Source organism: Lentibacillus jeotgali (genome assembly GCF_000224785.1).
In the GTDB taxonomy this organism is placed as follows: domain Bacteria; phylum Bacillota; class Bacilli; order Bacillales; family Amphibacillaceae; genus Lentibacillus; species Lentibacillus jeotgali.
Window position 1 is genome coordinate 51,366 of sequence record NZ_AGAV01000023.1, and the last position, 21,136, is coordinate 72,501.

Annotated in this window: 24 protein-coding genes and 1 riboswitch; of the genes, 12 read left to right on the top strand and 12 right to left on the bottom strand. The window is 42.4% G+C overall.

The annotated features are described in order from the left end of the window. Positions 1-13: 13 nt before the first annotated feature. The gene (locus ON01_RS17315) at positions 14-988 is read left to right on the top strand and encodes a protein kinase family protein (RefSeq protein ID WP_040912596.1); all 975 of its coding nucleotides are present in this window, start codon (positions 14-16) and stop codon (positions 986-988) included. 33 nt (positions 989-1,021) lie between these two features. Continuing rightward, positions 1,022-1,984, top strand: coding sequence for a 2-hydroxyacid dehydrogenase (locus ON01_RS17320; RefSeq protein WP_010532283.1), 963 nt, complete (start codon positions 1,022-1,024; stop codon positions 1,982-1,984). Positions 1,985-2,031: 47 nt separating this feature from the next. Here the strand turns inward: ON01_RS17320 and ON01_RS17325 are convergent, their stop codons facing one another. Further along, positions 2,032-2,256 carry a NifU family protein gene (locus ON01_RS17325; protein ID WP_010532284.1) on the bottom strand — a complete coding sequence of 75 codons (225 nt, stop codon included), beginning with the start codon at positions 2,254-2,256 and terminating at the stop codon, positions 2,032-2,034. A gap of 192 nt (positions 2,257-2,448) precedes the next feature. Here ON01_RS17325 and ON01_RS17330 point away from each other — a divergent pair, with 192 nt between their 5' ends. After that, positions 2,449-2,775, top strand: coding sequence for a YuzD family protein (locus ON01_RS17330; protein WP_010532285.1), 327 nt, complete (start codon positions 2,449-2,451; stop codon positions 2,773-2,775). A 123-nt stretch (positions 2,776-2,898) separates the two neighbouring features. Further along, positions 2,899-3,255, top strand: a complete 357-nt coding sequence (locus ON01_RS17335) for a HesB/IscA family protein (RefSeq protein ID WP_010532286.1) — start codon at positions 2,899-2,901, stop codon at positions 3,253-3,255. 150 nt (positions 3,256-3,405) lie between these two features. Here ON01_RS17335 and ON01_RS17340 read toward each other — a convergent pair whose 3' ends face one another. Next, positions 3,406-4,392, bottom strand: a complete 987-nt coding sequence (locus ON01_RS17340; RefSeq protein WP_010532287.1) for an NAD(P)/FAD-dependent oxidoreductase — start codon at positions 4,390-4,392, stop codon at positions 3,406-3,408. A gap of 248 nt (positions 4,393-4,640) precedes the next feature. On the opposite strand from ON01_RS17340, the gene ON01_RS17345 reads away from it, so the two are divergent. The 3 genes from ON01_RS17345 to ON01_RS17355 all read left to right on the top strand — a co-directional run bounded on the left by ON01_RS17345 (position 4,641) and on the right by ON01_RS17355 (position 7,151). Continuing rightward, the gene (locus ON01_RS17345) at positions 4,641-5,861 is read left to right on the top strand and encodes an NAD(P)/FAD-dependent oxidoreductase (RefSeq protein ID WP_010532288.1); all 1,221 of its coding nucleotides are present in this window, start codon (positions 4,641-4,643) and stop codon (positions 5,859-5,861) included. Between the two features lie 88 nt (positions 5,862-5,949). Beyond that, entirely contained in the window at positions 5,950-6,261 is a 312-nt protein-coding gene (locus ON01_RS17350) for a YuiB family protein (protein ID WP_010532289.1), read from the top strand. Between the two features lie 233 nt (positions 6,262-6,494). Beyond that, on the top strand, positions 6,495-7,151 hold the full coding sequence (locus tag ON01_RS17355) for a 3D domain-containing protein (protein ID WP_010532290.1): 657 nt from the start codon (positions 6,495-6,497) through the stop codon (positions 7,149-7,151). Between the two features lie 88 nt (positions 7,152-7,239). Here the strand turns inward: ON01_RS17355 and ON01_RS17360 are convergent, their stop codons facing one another. The 3 genes from ON01_RS17360 to deoD form a co-directional block, all read right to left on the bottom strand. After that, entirely contained in the window at positions 7,240-7,713 is a 474-nt protein-coding gene (locus tag ON01_RS17360) for a divergent PAP2 family protein (protein WP_010532291.1), read from the bottom strand. A gap of 108 nt (positions 7,714-7,821) precedes the next feature. Continuing rightward, a complete protein-coding gene (locus tag ON01_RS17365) occupies positions 7,822-8,418 on the bottom strand; it encodes a biotin transporter BioY (protein WP_010532292.1) in 597 nt (198 codons plus the stop codon). Positions 8,419-8,764: 346 nt separating this feature from the next. Continuing rightward, entirely contained in the window at positions 8,765-9,472 is a 708-nt protein-coding gene (gene deoD / locus ON01_RS17370; protein ID WP_010532293.1) for a purine-nucleoside phosphorylase, read from the bottom strand. Between the two features lie 204 nt (positions 9,473-9,676). Between deoD and ON01_RS17375 the strand changes: the two genes are divergently transcribed. Continuing rightward, complete coding sequence (locus ON01_RS17375) at positions 9,677-9,940, top strand: phosphocarrier protein HPr (protein WP_010532294.1); 264 nt, start codon at positions 9,677-9,679, stop codon at positions 9,938-9,940. Between the two features lie 105 nt (positions 9,941-10,045). Here ON01_RS17375 and kapB read toward each other — a convergent pair whose 3' ends face one another. Further along, a complete protein-coding gene (gene kapB / locus ON01_RS17380; protein WP_010532295.1) occupies positions 10,046-10,438 on the bottom strand; it encodes a kinase-associated lipoprotein KapB in 393 nt (130 codons plus the stop codon). A 119-nt stretch (positions 10,439-10,557) separates the two neighbouring features. On the opposite strand from kapB, the gene ON01_RS17385 reads away from it, so the two are divergent. Both ON01_RS17385 and ON01_RS17390 read left to right on the top strand, forming a co-directional pair. Then, positions 10,558-10,737 carry a hypothetical protein gene (locus tag ON01_RS17385; RefSeq protein ID WP_010532296.1) on the top strand — a complete coding sequence of 60 codons (180 nt, stop codon included), beginning with the start codon at positions 10,558-10,560 and terminating at the stop codon, positions 10,735-10,737. 70 nt (positions 10,738-10,807) lie between these two features. After that, a complete protein-coding gene (locus ON01_RS17390) occupies positions 10,808-11,383 on the top strand; it encodes a superoxide dismutase family protein (RefSeq protein WP_029329183.1) in 576 nt (191 codons plus the stop codon). On the opposite strand, the gene ON01_RS17395 is transcribed toward ON01_RS17390, so the two are convergent. The 6 genes from ON01_RS17395 to ON01_RS17420 all read right to left on the bottom strand — a co-directional run bounded on the left by ON01_RS17395 (position 11,266) and on the right by ON01_RS17420 (position 18,563). Then, positions 11,266-13,119, bottom strand: a complete 1,854-nt coding sequence (locus ON01_RS17395; RefSeq protein ID WP_010532298.1) for an IS1182 family transposase — start codon at positions 13,117-13,119, stop codon at positions 11,266-11,268. The genes ON01_RS17390 and ON01_RS17395 overlap by 118 nt on opposite strands. A 173-nt stretch (positions 13,120-13,292) precedes the next feature. Then, positions 13,293-14,462 carry a MalY/PatB family protein gene (locus ON01_RS17400; protein WP_010532299.1) on the bottom strand — a complete coding sequence of 390 codons (1,170 nt, stop codon included), beginning with the start codon at positions 14,460-14,462 and terminating at the stop codon, positions 13,293-13,295. Positions 14,463-14,739: 277 nt separating this feature from the next. Next, a complete protein-coding gene (locus ON01_RS17405; RefSeq protein ID WP_010532300.1) occupies positions 14,740-16,086 on the bottom strand; it encodes a glucose-6-phosphate isomerase in 1,347 nt (448 codons plus the stop codon). Between the two features lie 191 nt (positions 16,087-16,277). Continuing rightward, complete coding sequence (gene yugI / locus ON01_RS17410) at positions 16,278-16,664, bottom strand: S1 domain-containing post-transcriptional regulator GSP13 (protein ID WP_010532301.1); 387 nt, start codon at positions 16,662-16,664, stop codon at positions 16,278-16,280. Between the two features lie 139 nt (positions 16,665-16,803). Further along, complete coding sequence (locus tag ON01_RS17415) at positions 16,804-17,829, bottom strand: potassium channel family protein (protein WP_245545023.1); 1,026 nt, start codon at positions 17,827-17,829, stop codon at positions 16,804-16,806. Between the two features lie 170 nt (positions 17,830-17,999). Further along, a complete protein-coding gene (locus ON01_RS17420; RefSeq protein WP_010532303.1) occupies positions 18,000-18,563 on the bottom strand; it encodes a thioredoxin family protein in 564 nt (187 codons plus the stop codon). Positions 18,564-18,796: 233 nt separating this feature from the next. Between ON01_RS17420 and ON01_RS17425 the strand changes: the two genes are divergently transcribed. Both ON01_RS17425 and ON01_RS17435 read left to right on the top strand, forming a co-directional pair. Next, a complete protein-coding gene (locus ON01_RS17425) occupies positions 18,797-19,852 on the top strand; it encodes a M20/M25/M40 family metallo-hydrolase (protein WP_010532304.1) in 1,056 nt (351 codons plus the stop codon). A 172-nt stretch (positions 19,853-20,024) separates the two neighbouring features. Next, a riboswitch (FMN riboswitch) is annotated at positions 20,025-20,173 on the top strand. A 214-nt stretch (positions 20,174-20,387) separates the two neighbouring features. Next, positions 20,388-20,978 (top strand): ECF transporter S component, encoded by a 591-nt coding sequence (locus ON01_RS17435; protein WP_010532306.1) that lies wholly within the window; start codon positions 20,388-20,390, stop codon positions 20,976-20,978. Positions 20,979-21,136 lie beyond the last annotated feature (158 nt).

Sequence of the window (21,136 nt, forward strand, 5' to 3'; positions counted from 1 at the left end):
AAAAGGGGTGACCATGTTGAGGGATTTTCTGGCAGCATATTATGGTATCCAACCGCAGGAAAAGACGGTCTGGGATGGAAGAGAAGGATTTAAAGATGCTAATTATGTTTATTTTACCATTTCTGCCAAACAGAAGAAAGTAATACATATGGAACAGGCAGCATTAGCGTACTATTTACAGGAGAATAATTACAGACATATGTCCATACCCATTCCAAACAGTGAGGGCGAATGGTATACGCGATATAATGACAGCTACCACATGGTATTGCGGGTAAATAATGCTTCTTCCGGAAACCACCCTGCACATGGCGAGCAGCTGGCGGCTTTTCATAGAACCGGATCATTATATCAGTATGAGCCTCAGACCATCTCAAGTTATGGCCAATGGAAGACATTATGGATAGAAAAGCTGACAGCATTTGAGGAAGCTATCGAATCAGAAGCAAATAATCATTCGAATGCTTATTACAGTATGTTGATGGACTGCTTGCCATATATCATAGGTTTAAGCGAAAATGCTATCCAGTACATGCAGGAAAGTGAAACCGAGCAGCGATTCCATGACACTGATCAGGGGACAATCGTATTCAGTCGGTACCACAGTCAGCTTAACAAGCCTGTGCTTTGGATGAATGATCTTGCATTTGATCATCCGACACGTGACCTGGCAGAGTATATCCGACTGAAGTTACGTGAAAACGATGATCCAATGAATAATATCCGTGTGTTTTTGGATGATTACCAGCGTGTACGGCCATTATCCATCTTTGGCTGGCGGTTATTATATGCACGCTTGCTGTATCCAATTCATATATTTGATGCCATTGAACGCGGGTTTTCGACTGACGATTATGACTCTGTTCACTCGGAGCTGTCAGCTATCATTCAGCAGCAGCCTCTATACGAACAAAGGCTTGCATTGTTTTTTGAAAATGCCGGCATTAATTGTGATGAATTGCAGATTCCTGTGTTACACTGGCTTTAATGGAAAAAGCATATGAACTGGAGTGTTGATACAATGAAGCCTGTTATTTATGTAACCAGGAGAATTCCTGATGAGGTGTTACAGCCATACCGTGATTCGTTTGAATTCCGTATGTGGGAAAAAGAAGATGTACCGGTACCCCGGGATGTGCTGCTGAAGGAAGCCGCCTCAGCTGATGGATTGTTATGTTTATTAACAGAAACAATTGACCATGAGGTTCTAACTGCTGCTAAAAATTTAAAAATTGTTGCGAATATGGCGGTTGGCTTTGATAACATCGATGTGGAAGCTGCTCGTGAACATGGTGTTGTTGTGACGAATACACCTGACGTATTGACGGAAACAACTGCGGATTTGACGTTTGCGTTGATGATGGCGACAGCACGCCGCCTGATCGAAGCGGCTGATTATATTCGGGAAGGCAAATGGAAATATTGGACACCTTACTTACTGGCAGGGTCTGATATTCATGGTAAAACTATTGGTGTAGTCGGAATGGGGAGAATAGGCGAAGCGGTAGCTAGACGTGCCAAAGGGTTCGGTATGTCGATTCTGTACCATAACCGCTCAAGGAAGGAAAATGCAGAACAGGAATTAGGCGCCGTTTATAAAGATTTCCCGGAATTGCTGCAAGAGGCAGACTTTGTAGTTTCACTGATACCATTAACCGAACAGACATCGGAAATGTTTAATCAAGGCGCTTTCAAGGCGATGAAATCATCCGCAATCTTTGTGAATGCTTCCCGTGGCGGGACGGTGGATGAAGAAGCATTGTATGATGCTCTGATAAACAATGAAATCCGGGCAGCAGGGCTTGATGTGTTTGTCAACGAGCCGATTTCTCCGAAGCACCCGCTTGCAGGGCTCGATAATGTTGTCTGTCTTCCGCACATCGGATCGGCAAGCGCCGCGACCCGAACAAAAATGCTGGAGCTTTGTCTTGATAATCTGAAGGCTGTATTAAATGGGGAGCAGGCAATCACACCGGTTAAATGAAAAAAGGCAGACTTGGTATCGTCTGCCTTTTTTCTATTATATGTCATTTAAAATACTTGTTCGATTTCTGTCACGCCGGGAACTTCGGATCTCAGTGCCCGTTCAATTCCGGCTTTCAAGGTAATAGTGGAACTTGGGCAGTTGCCGCAAGCACCCATAAGACGAATAAGTACAGTGCCATCATCATCCACATCAATAAGTTCTACGTCACCGCCGTCACGTAATAAAAACGGACGGAGTTTGGTTAATACTTCCTGTACCTGCTCTTGCATTATCCATCTTCTCCTTTCTGGGGTTATTCAATATCGTGACCAGTTTTTGAACCTGTTTCTTCTTATTACCATTATAAAATGGATGGGTTAAAAAATCTATCCATTAGTTTTACATTCTTAATTACTTTTATTTTATCTTTAATCAGGCTTTTTGTAAAATGAAATTAGTGAATAATACGAGGGGGATCCGATATGGATAATTATATCCTTATAACGGTTTACGGGGCTGAACAGATCTGTGCCAGTTGTGTCGGCGCACCGGGGGCCAAGGATACGTATGAATGGCTGCAGGCCGCAATAGGCAGAAAATATACCGATGATAATATTTCATATGAGTATATTGATATTGAACAGCCGCCGGACAATGAGAAGCACCAGGAATGGGCAGGGCGTATTTTAGACGACGAGTATTTTTATCCGCTTGTTCTCATTAATGGCGAGATCGTTGCAGAGGGCATTCCCAGATTAAAATCAATTTACCGGGAACTGGACAAAAACGGAGCAGTTGTTCAGACCTGAAAGCTAATGGCTAAACAAGGCTTGATTACGGCATAAGTTGTCACCATTGATTCATCAGCTGATAGTTTGTATACTTAATAGTAACAATTGAATTGACTCATCTTACTAAAGAGGAGGATATATATGGTTATCTCGATTACAGATGGGGCGGCAAATCAGGTCAAAGAAATGATGAAGGAAGAAGAAGCAGGTGCCTGTCTGCGCTTTGGCATACAAGGCGGCGGTTGCAGTGGCCTTTCCTATTCATTGGGATTTGACCATGACGTTAATGAAGATCTGGACACGGTTGAAGATATAAATGGTATTCCGGTTGTCATGAATAAGCAGGACGTCCCGATTATCGAAGGAACGACTATTGACTTTAAACAAAACATGATGGGCGGCGGATTTTCGATCGATAATCCTAACGCCATTGTATCATGCGGATGCGGTTCGTCATTCAGAACAGACCGCCGTAGTGGCACACCGGAAAAATGCTAAACAGTCGATGAATAGCCGTATTTGCTGTGAAACGAAGCAAATGCGGCTTTTTTTGGTTGAGTTTTCATCGGGTGATTTTTGTGACTTCGAGCAAGTTAACTGTGAACTTCAATCCATGCAAAAAAGCCTGGGGTATTCCCAGACTTTCAATTAAAACATCGCTGTTGAATGTCTTGGCTGGATGCGTGCTTTTGGATCAATATATTGTTTGGCATTATTAATTGCTGTCGGTCCTTCCCCGAACCCGGTGGCGATCAAGTTGACTTTCCCGGAGTAGGTCGTAATGTCACCGGCTGCATAAATACCAGGGATATTGGTTTCCATCCGCGAATTGACGACGATACTGTTTTTATCGATATTAAGTCCCCAATCTTTAATAGAGCCAAGCGTTGAAACAAAGCCATAATTACAAAGCACAGAATCAACATGAACGTCTAGTGATGTATCGCCTTTAGCCTCATTCAGCGTAACATTTTCAATCTTTCCGTTCCCGCTAATAGAAGCAGGCACGTAAGGCGTTACGATATCGACACTGGAATTCATCAATTGCTCGACACTGTGTTCATGTGCTCTGAATTTGTCCCGGCGGTGTACCAGTGTTACTTTTTCGGCAATGGGTTCAAGCATTAATGCCCAGTCTACTGCTGAATCACCACCGCCCAGGAGCATGACATGCTGTCCCTGATAGGCATTCATATCCTTTACATGATAATGCAGATTAATGCCTTCATACTGGTCACAGCCTTCAACATTCAGTCGACGCGGCTGAAAAGCACCATTGCCCGCTGTAATAATGATTGTTTTGGTATAATGCTCTTCGCCGTTATTGGACGTTAATTTAAATGTATTATCTTCAAGCCGTTCCACCTTTTCAACTGATTGTCCGAGAACGATTGTCGGGTCAAACATTTTAGCCTGTTCTTCCAGGTTGTCCACTAAATCCTGTGCACGAACCTTCGGGAATCCGGCAACATCATATATATATTTCTCTGGATACAGGGCAGTCAATTGCCCGCCAGTATGTGGCAAACTTTCCATTATTTTAACGCTCGCCTGGCGCATTCCACCATAAAAAGCGGTGAATAAGCCTGTGGGACCGGCTCCAATAATGGTTACGTCGAATAGTTTATCTGACATGGATGTCCCCCCAATGAATTTATTCGATAAATATACCACGCCTATCGTACCACAAACATGGCGTACATGTGTATTGATACAACCGGACGGTGTGACAATTTACTCAACATCCAAAATTTGTCTTGCAACAGGGCCCGAAAAAGAATAATATATTAAATGGTTTACAATTGTGTTACAAACCTGCTTCATGTTAATTTGAGTTTTGCTATATAGATAAAAAGAATTGTAAAGGTGGAAGTGATTATATAATGGAGAAACCGGACATTGTCATTTTAGGTGCCGGCTATGGGGGAATCATGACTGCAGTTAAGCTGCAGAAGATGTTAAACATGAACAAATCAACAATAACGCTTGTTAATAAATACGACTACCATTATCAGACTACCTGGCTGCACGAAAATGCAGCCGGTACATTGCACCATGACCGGACAAGAATTCCCATCAAGGATGTTGTGAATACAGCTAAAGTCAACTTTGTAACGGACATTGTGGTTTCGATAAAACCTGATAAAAGGAAAGTAAAACTGCAGAATGGGGAATTGTATTATGATATCCTTGTTATTGGCTTAGGGTTCGAGACAGCCACGTTCGGCATCCCGGGTCTGAAAGATAATGCATTCATGATAGAAAATATCAATAGTGCCCGGCTTATCAGGGATCATCTGGAATATAATTTTGCCATGTATCAGTATGAAGATGGAAAGAACCAGGGAAGACTTAATATCGTTGTTGGCGGCGGCGGGTTTACCGGCGTTGAGTTTCTCGGGGAATTGGCAAACCGGATTCCGGAGCTTTGTAAAGAATACGATGTTAATAAGTCAATAGTACGAATAATCAATATTGAGGTGGAATCAACTGTTTTACCCGGATTTGACCCCCAACTGTCAGAATACGCGATGAGTTCACTTGAGTCACGCGGTGTTGAATTTATAACCGGAGCTACTCTGAAAGAATGTAAGCACGATCGTATTATATTTGAAAAAGATGGTAAAGAATCGACTATCCCGACATATACAATGGTGTGGGCAGCCGGCGTTCGTGCCAATGCCATATTGGAAGAATCGGGATTCGAGCACCATCAGGGCAAAATTGAAGTGCGTCCGGATATGCGTGCACCCGATTATGATGATGTATTTGCGATCGGTGATTGCGCATTGATTATGGATAGAAAGACAAATACACCTTATCCGCCAACAGCCCAAATAGCCGTTCAGCAAGCCGAAACGGTTGCTCACAATATCAAAGCACTTGTAAAGGGTACTGATGATCTTGATGAATTCCAGCCGGATCTGCTTGGAACAGTTGCTTCGCTCGGCAACAGCGATGCTATTGGTGATGTTTTTAATAATCGGAAGTTGTTTGGGTTGAAAGCTGTTATCCTGAAAAAAATCATCGATAACCGCTATCTGCTGAAATTGGGGGGACTGGGTCTGTTGATGCGAAAAGGGAAATTCAATATTTTCTACTAGATCGGTAAATGTGAGTTTGCTGTCTTTGCTTTTTCCTGTATTTATTATAAAATGATGGCTGTATGCATTGGTGAAGGGAGATACAGCGTTGATACAGTTTGTTGTTTCCATAGTATTGTTTTTTGTCATCTTCTTTGGACTGGCCTTTATATTGAATATGCTTCTGCGTCGTACATGGCTCATGGCCTTTATTTATCCGTTTGTTGTTCTAATTATTGTTGATAATATATCCACGGCGGAGTATTTCACAGCCCCGGGAGAGTCATTTGCTGCAGCATTTTCCGGGTTGACGGAGATAACCATTGCGGATGTCAGCATTTTGGTCGCAGGCTTTGCCGGAACGATTGTTTCCGGATTTGTGATCAAATTCCTCCGCAAGAGCGGATATCAGATGTTCTAGTATGACAGAGGATAAAAGCGTTGATCCTTAAATTTCAGGGTCAACGCTTTTCATTATTCTGATAACTTTTTATATTTAATCGTATATAAATTTATTTTTTGGTAACACTGTCCAAGTAGGCAGTTAATTAGGGTAATAGTCTCGAAACAGCATTTCTGACTGTTCAGCAAAATCAAAATACTGCCGGAAAGGTGTTATCATTGAATAGAGTTACTTTACTAAGAAGGCTTGCGATGTCTTTGTTGTTTTTGGGGGCATTATTCGTAACATTTTCATCAATCTCGAATGTTACCATGTCAGATGTAGAAGCCTGGATAGCCGAGGATAAGACAGCATCAGTCGTCGCGTCTACCGGTGAAGCTGAACATAAAGAAGTTACGCTAAAGAAAAAGGGACTGAACGTGGAAGAGCAGCCGGAAAGGTTTATTTCGAGTGAGCAAATTGAAGGGCCTAAAACATTGGAAGAGTATGTGAATACTGAGCAGTATCCGAGCAGGACTGTTATGGCAACTGGCTATACCGCCGGAGTGGAATCGACCGGCAAAACCCCGGATCACCCTCAATATGGGATTACGTATTCAGGTGTAAAGGTTCAACGAGATTTGTACTCTACGATTGCGGCGGACTTGGATGTTTTTCCAATTGGAACAATCTTGTACATCCCGGGTTACGGGTATGGTGTTGTTGCTGACATAGGCAGTGCCATAAACGGAAATCAGATTGATTTATATTACGAGACAGTTGAAGATGTGTATAATGAATGGGGCAAGAAAGAGGTTGAAGTTTATATCGTTAAGAAGGGCGACGGTGAGTTGTCCAAAGAAGTTTTGAATAATCTGAACGAAAATGAGGCAATGCAGGTCTTTCGAAAACAGATTAATGAAAGCTAAAAATGCAAAAGCCGCTTCACAACAGAGTGAGGCGGCTTTTTAGATGACAATTTTTGTGGAAAAACAGTTTCTCTATCATGCCGCGCTTTTAGTAATACTGATAAAGAAAGAAAGCAATGGCTATGCCGGATAGCCCGCCGAAGAACACTTCAATTGGCTGGTGACCGAGAAGTTCCTTCAATTCTTTGCGTTTCTGATACAATTCTTTTCGGTTCCAGTCTTTTGCACCTTCCATAAAATACTGGAAATCCTCGACCAGTTGATTGATCACAATGGCCTGCTCCCCCGCCTGTCTGCGAACACCGGAAGCATCAAACATGATGATGACACTGAAAACGGCGGAGATGGCGAACATGACTGAATCCGCTCCTTCTACAATGCCGACAGCGGTTGTCAGTGCGGCCACTGCGGCGGAATGGCTGCTTGGCATACCGCCTGTTGAAAAGGCAAGACCGGGTTTAAACTCTCTAGTTGCAATTAATCGGATCGGAATTTTAATTACTTGTGCGAAAACAATTGCAGATAACGCTGCCCATAGCGGGAAGTTTGCAAAGAAATCCATGAAAGCAGGTACATCCTCTCTGTTGTTCTCTTACTTAAAATAGTTATATATATTTTAGCATAACCAATGCTTGTTTGAACAAAAAAGGATGAACGGGATTTTATTGCTTCAAGCTTTTACGGTTGAAAGCCATCTCGAGGGGATTCGCTTAGCCAGGCTGAACATGAACAGGGCGGCAAGAAAGCTGAGTCCTGTATCTTTTATTAAAAATGGAATCATGCTTCCCCAGGCAACACCATAAGAAATGTTTAATTCAAGCCAGGTATTCATAGCAATATACATATAGGTTACCCCGATTCCATAATTGAACATCAGTCCCACAATCGAAGCAAGTCCATATATTGGAACAGACGGTTTACTGCTTTGCTCAGCAACTAAACCGGCAAAAAAAGCTACGAAAATAAAAGAGATAATAAATCCGCCAGTTGGGGAGATGAGCTGAATCGGGCCTGCCTTCATTTGCGCGAAAACCGGAACACCTGCCATACCAACAAGAATATATGTAATCATGGCAATGGCCCCGAGCCTCTTGCCAAGCATCAGACCAGCAATGGTGGCGAAAAAAGTCTGCAAGGACAGCGGGACAGTCGCGCCTCCGATAGGCAAAGCAAGCATCGGAAACCATACCGTAATGTTCGCCCCGATAGCCATCAGGCAGACAAAGACGGCACCAAAAGTTAAATCAACAGTGCGTAGTTTTTTCAATTTTAACCCTCCTTTTATAAATGATCATAAACAGAATCACAATTATTGTCAACCAACAATATAATTAGGTTTACAATAAAATTAAAAAAAGAGACTGGACAATGTTGATATTTGTTTTAACGATCGATTCGGAAAGATAATTGGTGCTCGTCATGTTGGAAGTCATTTCGGATAAGCAGCACTCCTCGCAACTCGAAGCCTATTCGGCGGAAGTTTTTCTCGTTACTGTGGATCACCCCCCCGGGAGTCTTCGTATTTTTCGCTGTTACACAGCCCATCCTATAAAAAATCCGAACTGATTCAAATATCTGTCTGAGGAGCTTTGAATCAGTTCGGATTTTTCGTCTTATTTTATAGCTGTGTCAAGAGCAACTTCCATCATGTCGTGGAAGGTTGTCTGGCGTTCTTCGGCTGTTGTTTCTTCACCGGTCAGGATATGATCGGATACTGTCAGAACAGTGAGAGCCTGACGGTTGAATTTTGCTGCAAGTGTGTATAGTGCTGTTGTTTCCATTTCGACAGCCAGCACATTGTATGCTGCCAGCAGCTCATTCACTTCTCTAGCGTTGTCACGATAGAACGTATCGCTCGTGAACACGTTTCCGACACGTAAATTCAGACCCTGTTCTTTGCCGGTATCATACGCATTTTTCAGCAGTTCAAAATCGGCCAGTGGTGCATAGTCAATGCCGTTGAAGATCATCCGGTTCATCTGTGAGTCAGTTGTTGCGCCCTGAGCCAGAATAACGTCACGCACTTTGACATCGTTTTGAATGGCTCCGCAAGTACCGACACGAATTAATTTTTGGACATCATATTCCTGGATTAATTCGTTAGTGTAAATGGAAATGGATGGCACACCCATCCCTGTGCCCTGCACGGATATCCGTTCACCCTTATAAGTACCGGTGAAGCCGTACATGCCGCGTACCTGGTTATATTGCGTCACATCGTCCAAAAAGGTTTCCGCGATGAACTTTGCTCTCAGCGGATCTCCGGGCAGCAAAATTTTATCAGCAATATCACCTTTGTTGGCCCCTATATGTACACTCATGCTTTTCGCCTCCTGAATACAAATTCATTCAAAGTTACGGTACCACATTGTCCAGGTAAAGACAAATTTCACGAAAATGACACAGGATTTTCAGCATTTTTATTTCAAAAATCCCTTATATTGTTTATAATAATACTGATGTATAGTATTTCTTCACAGCGGAATATATACGTTAGGAATTTATTTTTGGAAGGATGAAAAGGAATGCAGGAAAAAACGTTCACCATTACAGCTGATACCGGGGTGCACGCACGTCCGGCAACTCTACTCGTAAATAAAGCAGGACAATTTGAATCGGAAATTGAAATTTCATATAATGGCAAAGATGTTAACCTTAAGTCGATTATGGGCGTTATGTCATTAGGAATCCCCAAAGGTGCAGAAGTAAAAATTACAGCAAATGGCGGGGATGAAGAAGAAGCGATTAAAGGCGTTACCGAGGTTGTGAACGAACACCTGGGCGAGTAATAACTTAAGCGCCTTACTGTATTGTGGAGCTAGGGAGGAAGACCCGCTAGCTCCTTTTTAATATCCCGCATATAAGGGAAAAGTGTTCTAATGAATGAAGTTTCACTATCTATAATAGCTTTTTGTGTAAGTGTTCTGCTCCAGATCTTCTATTTGTTTCAGGGATTGCCTGTTAAACGCGGTGTCTTTTTGGGAAAGTTTCTCTTTTATTTTAGTGACGGCTTCTTGCAGTGATGTGTGGTAATCCGGTGGCTCGCCGTCATAGCTTTTTACGGCTGATTTGACAACGTTCATTTTTTCGTAGTGGGCGAGGGCTTTTCGCTCCTGGAAAAAGACGCCCTCTGTTTCACCAGGATTATGCAGATCACCTTGAGTTGGGTGCTTCAAAACGGCATGAACTTTGACTAAATAGCGTTCACCACGATCCTCGAGCACTTCACCTATGTATTTACCTGAATTATATTTTACTTCAACAATGTCTCCAACGGAAACTGCCATTGATCGTAACCTCCTTTAATACTATTGTGCCAAACTTGGTATGGGTCCGGCAATTATTAGGTTTCTGTTGACATGGATTTTCTGTGATGCTGCAATAAAGACAAAGGAAGTGATCATCTATGATGGAGTTTTTATATTTTCCGGAAGATAAATCGGAATATATTCCGGCAGTCATCATGCTCGTTATATTTATGATAGGAGCGGTACTGGCGACGTACTTCTTTATAAAATATTCAAAAAAAGAAGCGAAAAGAGTAGAGGAACAATATCAGGAGAAAACTGATCAGGATCGGGATTGAAATCGGCTTGTTTATTTTTGGGCTTCTTTGCAGATACTGAATATAAAGCATCTGCAAAGGAGTAGCATTCATGAAGAGGGTAATATTGATAATTGTGCTGTCCGCTTTTTTGTCAGCCTGTCAGGGGAATAATGAAACATCGCGGACGGTCGATATGTTTAATTCATCGGGGGATATGATTGGTACTGTAAAGTTGACTGAAGGAGATGGCGGTGTCGATTTTAAAGTGAAACTTGAAGGGCTCGAGCCTGGCTACCACGGGATTCATGTTCATGAGTACCCGAAATGTGACCAGCCGGATTTCACGACTGCTGGTAGTCATTTTAATCCGTTAGGCAACGAACATGGGCTGATGCATCCGGAAGGCTCACATCTTGGCGACTTGCCGAATATTGAAGCGGATTCGGGCGGGCTTGTGAACGCTGAATTGATGTTGCCGGAAGCTACACTGCAGGACGGTAAAAAGTCGCTTCTTGCTGGTGAAGGCACATCACTCGTTATTCATGAGAAACAGGATGACGGGGTCAGTCAGCCCGGGGGTGAGTCGGGTGCCAGAATAGCATGCGGCTTTATCGCCAAGGATGAAAAACAATCATCAGAGACCCCGACAGATCCGACTAATTTTAATGAAAAACAGAAAGAATAGATGATTATCAAAAAAATGTCTGTGGATAGAATGGAATACAAACAGAAAACAACAAAAGAGGCTGGGACATAACTAGCCAAAAATGACTTAAAAAAGGTTCCAATCATCACTTTTTGATGGTTGGAACCTTTTTGATTTGAATTATTGTCATCATCTAAGGTAGGATTTGTCTTCTCGGCGGTGTACTTTCTCAAGTTTACCGCCATGAATGCAAATCCTAATTCATTTTCCACGTTGTCTTGTCCCCTAACAGACATACGTGTGAAACGCAAATTAGCCTTCAGAAATCCGAAGACTGGTTCCACATCGATTTTACGTTGTCCGTAAATTTCGCCAGTTTCTTCTTCCGAAAGCTTCCGCCTCGTATAAGCTTTTTGATTTTCCCACTTCTCATTATAATAAATTTTCCGGTTATTGCCTTCTTTTGCTTTGGTACATTGAGATCGTAACGGACAACCGGAACAGTCTTCGCACTCATAAACTTTAAATGTTCGTGTATAACCATATCGGTCTGTTCGATTGGATATATAACGGAATGTCAGTTTTTGACCATTCGGACAGATAAACGTATCATTTTCCTCATTATATTCCCAATTAGCGGAATGGAAAGGGTTATTTCTGTATTTCTTTTTCTTTTCTTTTCGATATTGGTTATAGGTGATCAGGGGCGTGCGTTCCCTGTTCTCGAGGACGTCTTCGTAATTTTGTTCACTGCCATAGCCTGCGTCAGCCACGATATACTTAGGCAGCTCAAAGTAACCTTCCTCAATGTGATCCAGGAAAGGAACGAAAGTACGTGTATCTGTCGGGTTTGGGAATACATCATAAGCGAGCGCATATTGACCTTCTGTCGCAAGCTGCACATTATAACCTGCTTTCAGTTGGCCATTCCTCATATGGTCATCTTTCATGCGCATAAACGTGGCATCATGATCCGTTTTTGAATAACTGTTGCGTTCTCCAAAGATTTCCATGTCCTGTTGGTATTTCTGTTTGCGCACGACAAAGTCCCTGAACCGTTTGCGGTATTGTTTCGGCGCTTTACGTTCGGAACGAAGCTGTTTCCGTTCGCTTCCTTTTTCACGTGCTTCAATCTCTTTGTCATACGCTTCGACTTTCTCATCCAGTTTCTCGGCTATTTGCCTGAGTTCATCAGTGGATAATTCGTCCTCGCTTTCCCGTTCGATCTCCGGGATAATTTCGTTTGCCAGCAATTCATCATACATTTGATTGGACTTCTCCACCAATTTGGCGCTGTATTTCTCTATTGCTTTCCGCCAAACAAATGTGTATTTATTGGCATTCGCTTCAATCTTAGTCCCGTCGATAAAAATCGCTTCTTCATCAATCTGTTTTTCCTGTACAAGCTGGCAGCGGAATTGGACGAAGCACTGACGCAGTAACTCTTTAACCTCTGGATGCACACGAAATCGATTGATGGTGCGATACGTTGGTTCATATCCCTGAGCCAGCCACATCATACGGACACTGTCATGTAGTAATCCTTCGATCTTTCTGCCGGAGAAAACAGATTGCGTGTAAGCACATAAAATAATCTTCATCATCATGCGCGGATGATAAGCTGGACAGCCTGTGTCACGCCGGAAACCTGTGAAGGCATCATCCGGGATAGTTTCCACGACTTCATTGACGGCATAGGCAATATCATTTTCCTCTATTTTTATTTCTAAATCTAAAGGCAAAACCACTTGATTCATGTTATAATGTTTAAACATAAGGATCCCTCCGATGGTTATGGTGTGGTTACTTTAATTTTATCAGAGGCGATCCTTTTTGTTTACTAAAAAATAAACGATAATATAAAAAAAGCGTGGTATCTCACCTAAACGGTAAGCCACGCTTCTTTTATGTTTACTGGGTTTTGTCCCAGCCTCTTTCTCTGTTTTTATTAACGGTTATTCACCGCGTCTATCAGCCGTTTGACGCCTTCTTCCAAAGTTTCACGCGGACAAGCGATGTTCATGCGCATAAACAGTTTTCCTTCTTCACCGTAATCGACGCCGGCATTAAGACCGACTTTTGCTGTTTCATTCATGAATTTTTTTAAAGCATTGCTGTCCAACTGCAATTTGCTGCAATCAATCCACAGCAAATACGTGCCTTCCGATCGGGTAACGGAAAATATGTCGGTTTTTTCCTCCAGCATGCTGATGACGTAATCTTTGTGTTCCTTTAGTACCTCCCGAAGTTCATCAAGCCACTCTTCGCCATACTTGTAGGCGGCCTCCAGTGCTGTATTTCCCATAGTATTAAGCATATTATGGCCTTGTCTGAGCAGCTGTGCATTCAACGTTTCTCTTGTCTCTTTATCAGATGTGATGATATAGGATGCCTGCAGTCCGGCCAGGTTAAATGTTTTCGATGGAGACATAAACGTAACCGTTTTGGCCGCAATATCCTCCGACAAAGAAGCGAGTGGAATATGCGTTTCACCCGGATAAATCAGATCGGCGTGAATTTCATCCGATAATATCAGTACGTCATATTTCAGGCAAAGCCGCCCCATCTCTTCAAGTTCTTCTTTTGTCCAGACACGTCCTATTGGATTATGCGGTGAGCACAGGATAAATGCTGACACGCCTTGCTTCAATTTATCTTCAAAATCATTAAAGTCGATATGGTAATAGTTATCTTTTTGTTGAAGCGGATTTTTTACGACTTTCCGGTCATGCGATTCAATCACACTGTAAAAAGGGGTGTAGACGGGTGTTTGAACCAGAATGTTATCCCCTGGTTCTGTGAAAGCCTGAACAGCCATATGTAAGCTGGCCACGACACCAGGACTGAATGACAGCCATTCTTTGTTGATCTTCCAATTGTGTCGTTTCGAAATCCAGTTCATAATCGGATTTTTCACATCATCGTCAATTATCGTGTAGCCGTATATTCCGTGTTTTGCACGTTCAATCAAAGCGTCATTGACTGCCTGTGGCGCCTTAAAGTCCATATCCGCGACCCACATCGGCAGCACTTCATCAGATTGAAAAATAGTACTGCGCATATCCCATTTAACCGATCGTGTATTATTGCGGTTATATACCTTTTCGAAATTTCCCATTGTTGACCTCCTATTGAATAAATATAAAATTGAGACTTAACAGCTATTATAATGCATCATTCCAAAAAGGTTAACTGATTAAGCATTTAACTGAAGGTAAGCGTCATTAGGAAATAATTTTATGGACTGGTCCAAACAGCAAAAAAAAAGCAAGGCATTTGTACGCCTTGCTTACAGGGGGAATACGAGAAAGTCTTACGGTTATAGTATTACCCCGTAATTAAAAATATAAACATAATCTGAAAAAAAGTTGAAATACTTTTCTTGGAAAGTGCAATTACAACCGTTTTTCCAATTTTTCCTTTTCTTCTTCAAAACCGGGCTTGCCTAAAAGGGCAAACATATTTTTCTTATAGGCTTCAACACCGGGCTGGTTAAAGGGATTAACACCTAGCAGATAGCCGCTCACCGCACAGGCTTTTTCAAAAAAGTAAACAAGATAGCCAAATGTATAGGCATCAAGTTCGGGCACTTCGACTGTAACATTTGGAACACCGCCGTCAGTATGAGCCAGCAATGTGCCCTGATAGGCTTTATCATTGATATCATTCAGCGTTTTTCCCGCAAGATAGTTAAGACCATCAGCGTTTTCGTCGTCAGCTTCCAGCGTTATATCTTCTTTCGGCTTGTTCACGTGCAGGACCGTTTCGAACAGGCCCCGGCGCCCGTCCTGGATGTACTGACCCAATGAGTGCAAGTCAGTTGTGAAGTTGGCTGAGGCTGGAAAGACGCCTTTCTGGTCTTTGCCCTCACTCTCGCCAAATAGTTGTTTCCACCATTCGCTGAAATAGTGCAGGTGCGGTTCATAGTTGATCAGCATTTCAATGGCCTTGCCTTTGTTATACAAAATATTCCGGATAGCCGCATATTGGTAGGCCGGGTTATTGTCCAGCGACGGCTCGGCCAGATCATCCATAGCCGCTTTTGCGCCTTGCATCATATCATCAATGGATATACCGCTTACGGCAATCGGCAGCAGACCGACGGCCGTCAAGACTGAATAACGCCCGCCGACATCATCGGGAATTACAAATGTTTCATACCCTGCTTGCCCTGCAGCTGTTTTTAATGCGCCTTTTTCTTTGTCGGTTGTCGCATAGATTCGCTCTTTGGCTTCATCTTTACCGTATTTATCCTCAAGAAACTTTCGGAAAATGCGGAAGGCAATTGCCGGTTCAGTTGTCGTCCCGCTTTTGGAAATGACGTTAATCGAGACATCCTTATTTTCAAGAGCATCGAATAATTCATGAATATAAGTCGAGCTCAAATGGTTCCCGACGAACAATACTTGCGGCGCTCTTCGCTGTTCATCAGCTAGCAGGTTTTGAAATGAGTGGTTCAGCATTTCAATTGCTGCTCTTGCGCCAAGGTATGATCCGCCGATACCAATCACAAGCAGTACATCTGAGTCCTTCCGTATTTTTTCTGCGGAGGATTTAATCCGGTTGAATTCTTCCCGGTCATAGTTTTCCGGCAAATCCAGCCAGCCTAAAGAATCATTGCCTTGGCCGGATTTATCGTGAAGTTTATGATGTGCAGATTCTACGTATTCTGATAGATAATCAAGTTCTTTTTGGCTAAAAAAATCCAGTGCCTTGTCATAGGAAAAATTGATATACGTCATGATATCCTCCTTAGTTCAACATTCTACTTTACTTTACCCGAAATAAAGTGCCTGAATCAAGAGTGAGCATTTCTTGAACGACCCGCCACTTAACATCCTATGAATTGTTTGAAGTTGGGGTCTTCTCGTCTATTAATGATAAAAAAGAAGCCTTTCCCATTCTATTGATGAAAAAGCTTCTCTTCCAAAGTCTACTTTTTATAGTTTTCTACGCGATCATCTGATTGTTTGATCCATTCATCCAGCTTGTCTTTTAGTGTATTGAATCCCGGATTTGTATCTTCCTGCTGCTTAGAGGCAGTATTTTTTTGGCCTTTCTCTTGATTCTTAGGCGGCCCCTGAGTTGCACGAATTGATAAAGACACTTTATTGTTTTCTGCATCTAAATTCAATATTTTCACCTTAACGTCATCGCCGATTGCCAGGTAGTCATTAATGTCTTTAACGAATCCGTGAGTCACCTCGGAAATATGGACGAGTCCCTGTGTTTCATCATCCAGGGCGACAAATGCACCATATGGCTGAATTCCGGTGACTTTGCCTTCTAAAATCTGACCCGTTTCAAAATTGTCTATCATGCCGAACACTCCTATTATTTTTTCGATTCTTTTTACACAATAAAACATTGTAGCATAAATATCGAATCTGGGCAAAAATAAAAGGCCAGCTCAGGAAGACGTGCCGGTGGGGGATGGAAGGTATTAAACGGTGCGATTTCTATCCCCAGTCGGATAAAATAATCAGCGTATCTTCACTGGACAGGCTAGTCTCTTTAGACGGGTTCATCATCCAATCACCGTCGCGGATAACACCAATCAATAGTTCGTGGTTTTCCAAAAAGAAGGTGACGGCTTCTTTAAATGGACTCCCATCCAGTTCCTCCGGCAATTTAATATGTGAAAATTGTTGTTCCTTCAATAGATTTAATACGGTTTCGAATGGGGGAGTGTTTTGCTTATGAAAAAGCTCATGGTAAAACAAAGTACTCATAAAATCATTCGAACTGATAACGGTATCAGCACCGGCACGAATGGCATTTTCGACCTGACTGATGGTCAGGATCTCTGCATTGATTTGTATATCCTGATTGTTACCCCGCACAGCGATAGTAGCCAGAATCGTATTGATATCAGCTTTACGTTCTTCTATTGTTACATCTGAACTGATCAGAACCGACTCGGCTTCTTCAATCTTAGCTTGGACCAACACGGCATCCTCGCTTGGATCACCGTGGATAAAATGAACCGGATAATGCCTGTATGGAAGTTCATTTAAAGTCCGATCTATCAGTACTATTTCCTGGTTTGAATCTTTGTCAGCAATCATTTCAACCAGTTGTTTAGTCCGTTCGTTCCATCCAATGATGACAATGTGGTCTTTGCCGTTAAATGAAACTTTTCCTTCCGACAAGTCACTTTCATGATTAATCGTCTTGGCAGCTAAGGTTGTAATGTAGAATGTCAGCATTCCGCCGCCGGAAAGTATGAGTAACATGCCGACTACTCTGCCTACTATTGTCAGTGGGACGTAATCACCATAGCCCACTGTGGCGCCTGTAACAAAAGCCCACCATACACCGTCGAACACTGATGGAAATTGCTGAGGTTCAATCAAATGGATGATTGTTCCAAATAATAGCATTAGGACACATACGGCAAGCAGAAGCCTGACGACAACCGGCATCCGGTAGAAGATATGTTTAAATGACTCAAGATTCATGTCGGTCACCTTTGCCCATAACAAATTTTTCCCACATGTGGCAGTAAGCCCCTCATTTTAAATGTCAAGGTATACGAAGGAGTTGTGTGGGTAACCGCCAGTAAATGTCCGATTCGTTTATCTAACAATCAGTGGGGGATTACTTCACATTGTTAGTATTGGCAAAGGGTGTAATGACTTATACGCACCGGAATTTACAGGTCGGTGCTTGCTTCGATTCTTGATTGTATACTTGCATAAACATCCTGCCAGAAATCCCTATTGTCCCTGAACGTTTTTGTCATGAACAGGTACATTTCTTTTGCTTTTTCCTTGTAGCCTTCGTCATCCTTGGCCGGTAATCGTTTTCTTGATTCGTCAACATATTGCTGTATTTTTTCGGCTCTTGGCCCCCATTTGGCTACTTCATTGCCATCTTCATCGATAAAAAGGAAGATAGGGATGGAGCGGGATTTGCCGTTTGTCAAATACTGATCCATTAGTTCAAGGCTTTGATCACGCAGTAAAAATTTGACCGGCATATCAGCTTGTTCTGACATATGGAGCAATATTGGGATATTCAGCATTGCATCACCGCACCAGTCCTCTGTTAGAACGATGACGCGTAAGTTTTTTTTAGCAAGCTTCTGCGCAAAATTTTCGTTTTCAGGCGGTGTGAAGTTGTCATATATATGTAACAGGTTCTCTTTGTTTTCATCCATTGATTCAATGTAGGTATCAGGATCCATTCCTTTTTCAAACCATTGATTTAAGTCCATTAAACTGACCACTCCTTATTTAATTTCTTGTTAAAGTTTACCCAATAACGGTAACAACGTAAACAAAAGTGCTCTATCAGAGGTTGTACAAAAAGCCCGGTATAGAATGACACATCGAATTCCGTCGTCAAATCTGCTATCATTGACATAGTTATATAAAATGCCCGATTCGGTTCAGCTGGTATTCAGCAGAAAATGCGCCCGCTGAATAAAATTTATAAGGAGGTAATTTCATGGAAAAGGGGAACAGGCAATTTTTGATGGATCTATTAAACACGCCATCACCTTCCAGCAGGGAGATGGTGATTCAGAAAAAATGGATTGATTATGTTAAAGATTTCGCTGATGAAATCAGAACGGATAACGCAGGAAATGCGATTGGTGTACTGAATCCTGATGCACCATTCAAAGTGTTGCTCGCAGGTCATTGTGATGAGATCGCACTCGTCATAAACCGTGTTGATGATAACGGGTTTTTGCATTTTGATAAAATGGGCGGCATTAATCCGAAAGCAGCAGTCGGCATGAAGGTCACGATACTTGGATTCAATGAACAGGTGACAGGTGTCATCGGTGTTAATGCTCAACATCATGGCGGCCTGAAGGATGACTTCGATTTGGAGGACTTGTTCATTGACTGCGGCTATAAATCAAAAGAGGAAGCGGAAAAAAACGTGCAAATTGGAGATCTGGCTGTTTATAAAACGGAGCCGGAAGTCTTGATGGATCGTTATTTATCCGGCCGCGGTTTGGACAACCGGACAGGAGCGTTCATTATTGCCGAAGTACTAAAGCAACTTTCAGAAAAAGGCATCAATGTCGGTGTCTATGCAGCAAGCACCGTTAACGAAGAAACAAATATGGGCGGTGCCTATTTTGCAGCAGCAGGGTTGGAACCATCGATGGCCATTGCCATTGACGTCACGTTCGCTACAGATTACCCTGCCGTTAATAAAAACAAGCATGGTGACGTGAGGCTTGATGGTGGCCCGGTATTGGCAAAAGGTGCCCCAATTAATATAAAAATCAATCAATTACTGGAAAAAACCGCTCGCCAACTGAATATGAAAGTGCAATATGAACTGACACCGCGGATGACCGGAACAGACGCAGATCGTATGCGGCTGACTGGGCCTGGCGTGCCTGTATCACTTGTATCGCTCCCATTAAGGTACATGCATTCACCGGTTGAGACATCCAGCCTTAAAGATATTGACGAGGAAATAGAACTGCTTGTATCAATGCTAAGCAACCTCACCGGGGAAGAGAGTCTGAACCCGCTCGATTAAAATCGAATATATCTTGTGTAGTCTCAAGCCTTATTTGAGTGTGTGGTTTTTAGGATTGGAGCATCTGAAGTGTTGGGTTTATTTTTTTCAAAATTGGTTTAGGAAATTGAAACATTTCTCTTTTCAAATGCAAAATTTTATTGTATAATACATTTAAAATAACATATCGATTCAACATCTTCGGGGCAGGGTGCAATTCCCGACCGACGGTAAGGAGTATATTAAGTGCTCCAAGTCCGTGACCCGCTTTATCAAGGTACAGCGGTGGATCCGGTGTGAGTCCGGAACCGACAGTTACAGTCTGGATGGGAGAAGATGACAAGCCGAGAAATTGGTGTAGTTTTGTACCTTGATATTTCCTTTTAAATGATACCCTAAAGCCCCGAATAGGTTTTAGGGTTTTTATATTGGCAGCGGAATTTGTTCCGCCGAATAAGATATGGTAACTTGGCTTGCAACAACCCGCCAAAAGGAGGTGGCTTATCCTTCATTAATCAAAGATGTGAATCGATCGGGATGAGGGAGGAGAATAACATTGCAAAAGGATGTTCAATCATCAAATCTGCTGAAACTTACTATTCTGGCACTATTGGGGACAATTTCACTCGTATTGTTTTTCTTGAATTTTCCATTGCCTTTTCTGCCACCATATTTAAAGATTGATTTCAGCGAAGTGCCAGCACTGATCGCAGCTCTGATCTTTTCACCAATAGCCGGGGTCGTTGTAGAAGGGATCAAAAACCTCTTGTATTTGGTTGTTTCAGGTGCAGGTGATCCAATCGGTGTAGCTTCGAATTTTCTTGCTGGCGTTATGTTTGTTGTACCTGTTGCTTTTCTATATCATAGATATAAAGGGACGAAGAGCGTTGTTTCCGGTCTGGTAAGTGGAACAGTCATTATGGCGCTTGGTATGAGTCTACTCAACTACTTTGTCATATTGCCGGCTTACGCATGGTTTATCGGAGCCCCCGAAATGGCTGGAGCTACAGCAAAATGGGTTGCAGTGATTGCCGGTATATTGCCATTCAATCTTATTAAAGGCGTCGTCATTGGAGCATTGTTTGTTCCACTGTTTATTAAAATGAAATCTTGGATTGAACAAAAACAAATAAATCTGGCAGCATAATCATAGTAAAACGGGAGTGTCTTTATCGGCACTCCCGTTTTACTATGATTTAAATAAAGGCTGTTAACTAAAAGGTTAAATTTTTGATATGAAATCCATAAACTGCGACACAAAAAACTTGTGTGCGATAATAACGCTTCGGAAATACACTACGCTTT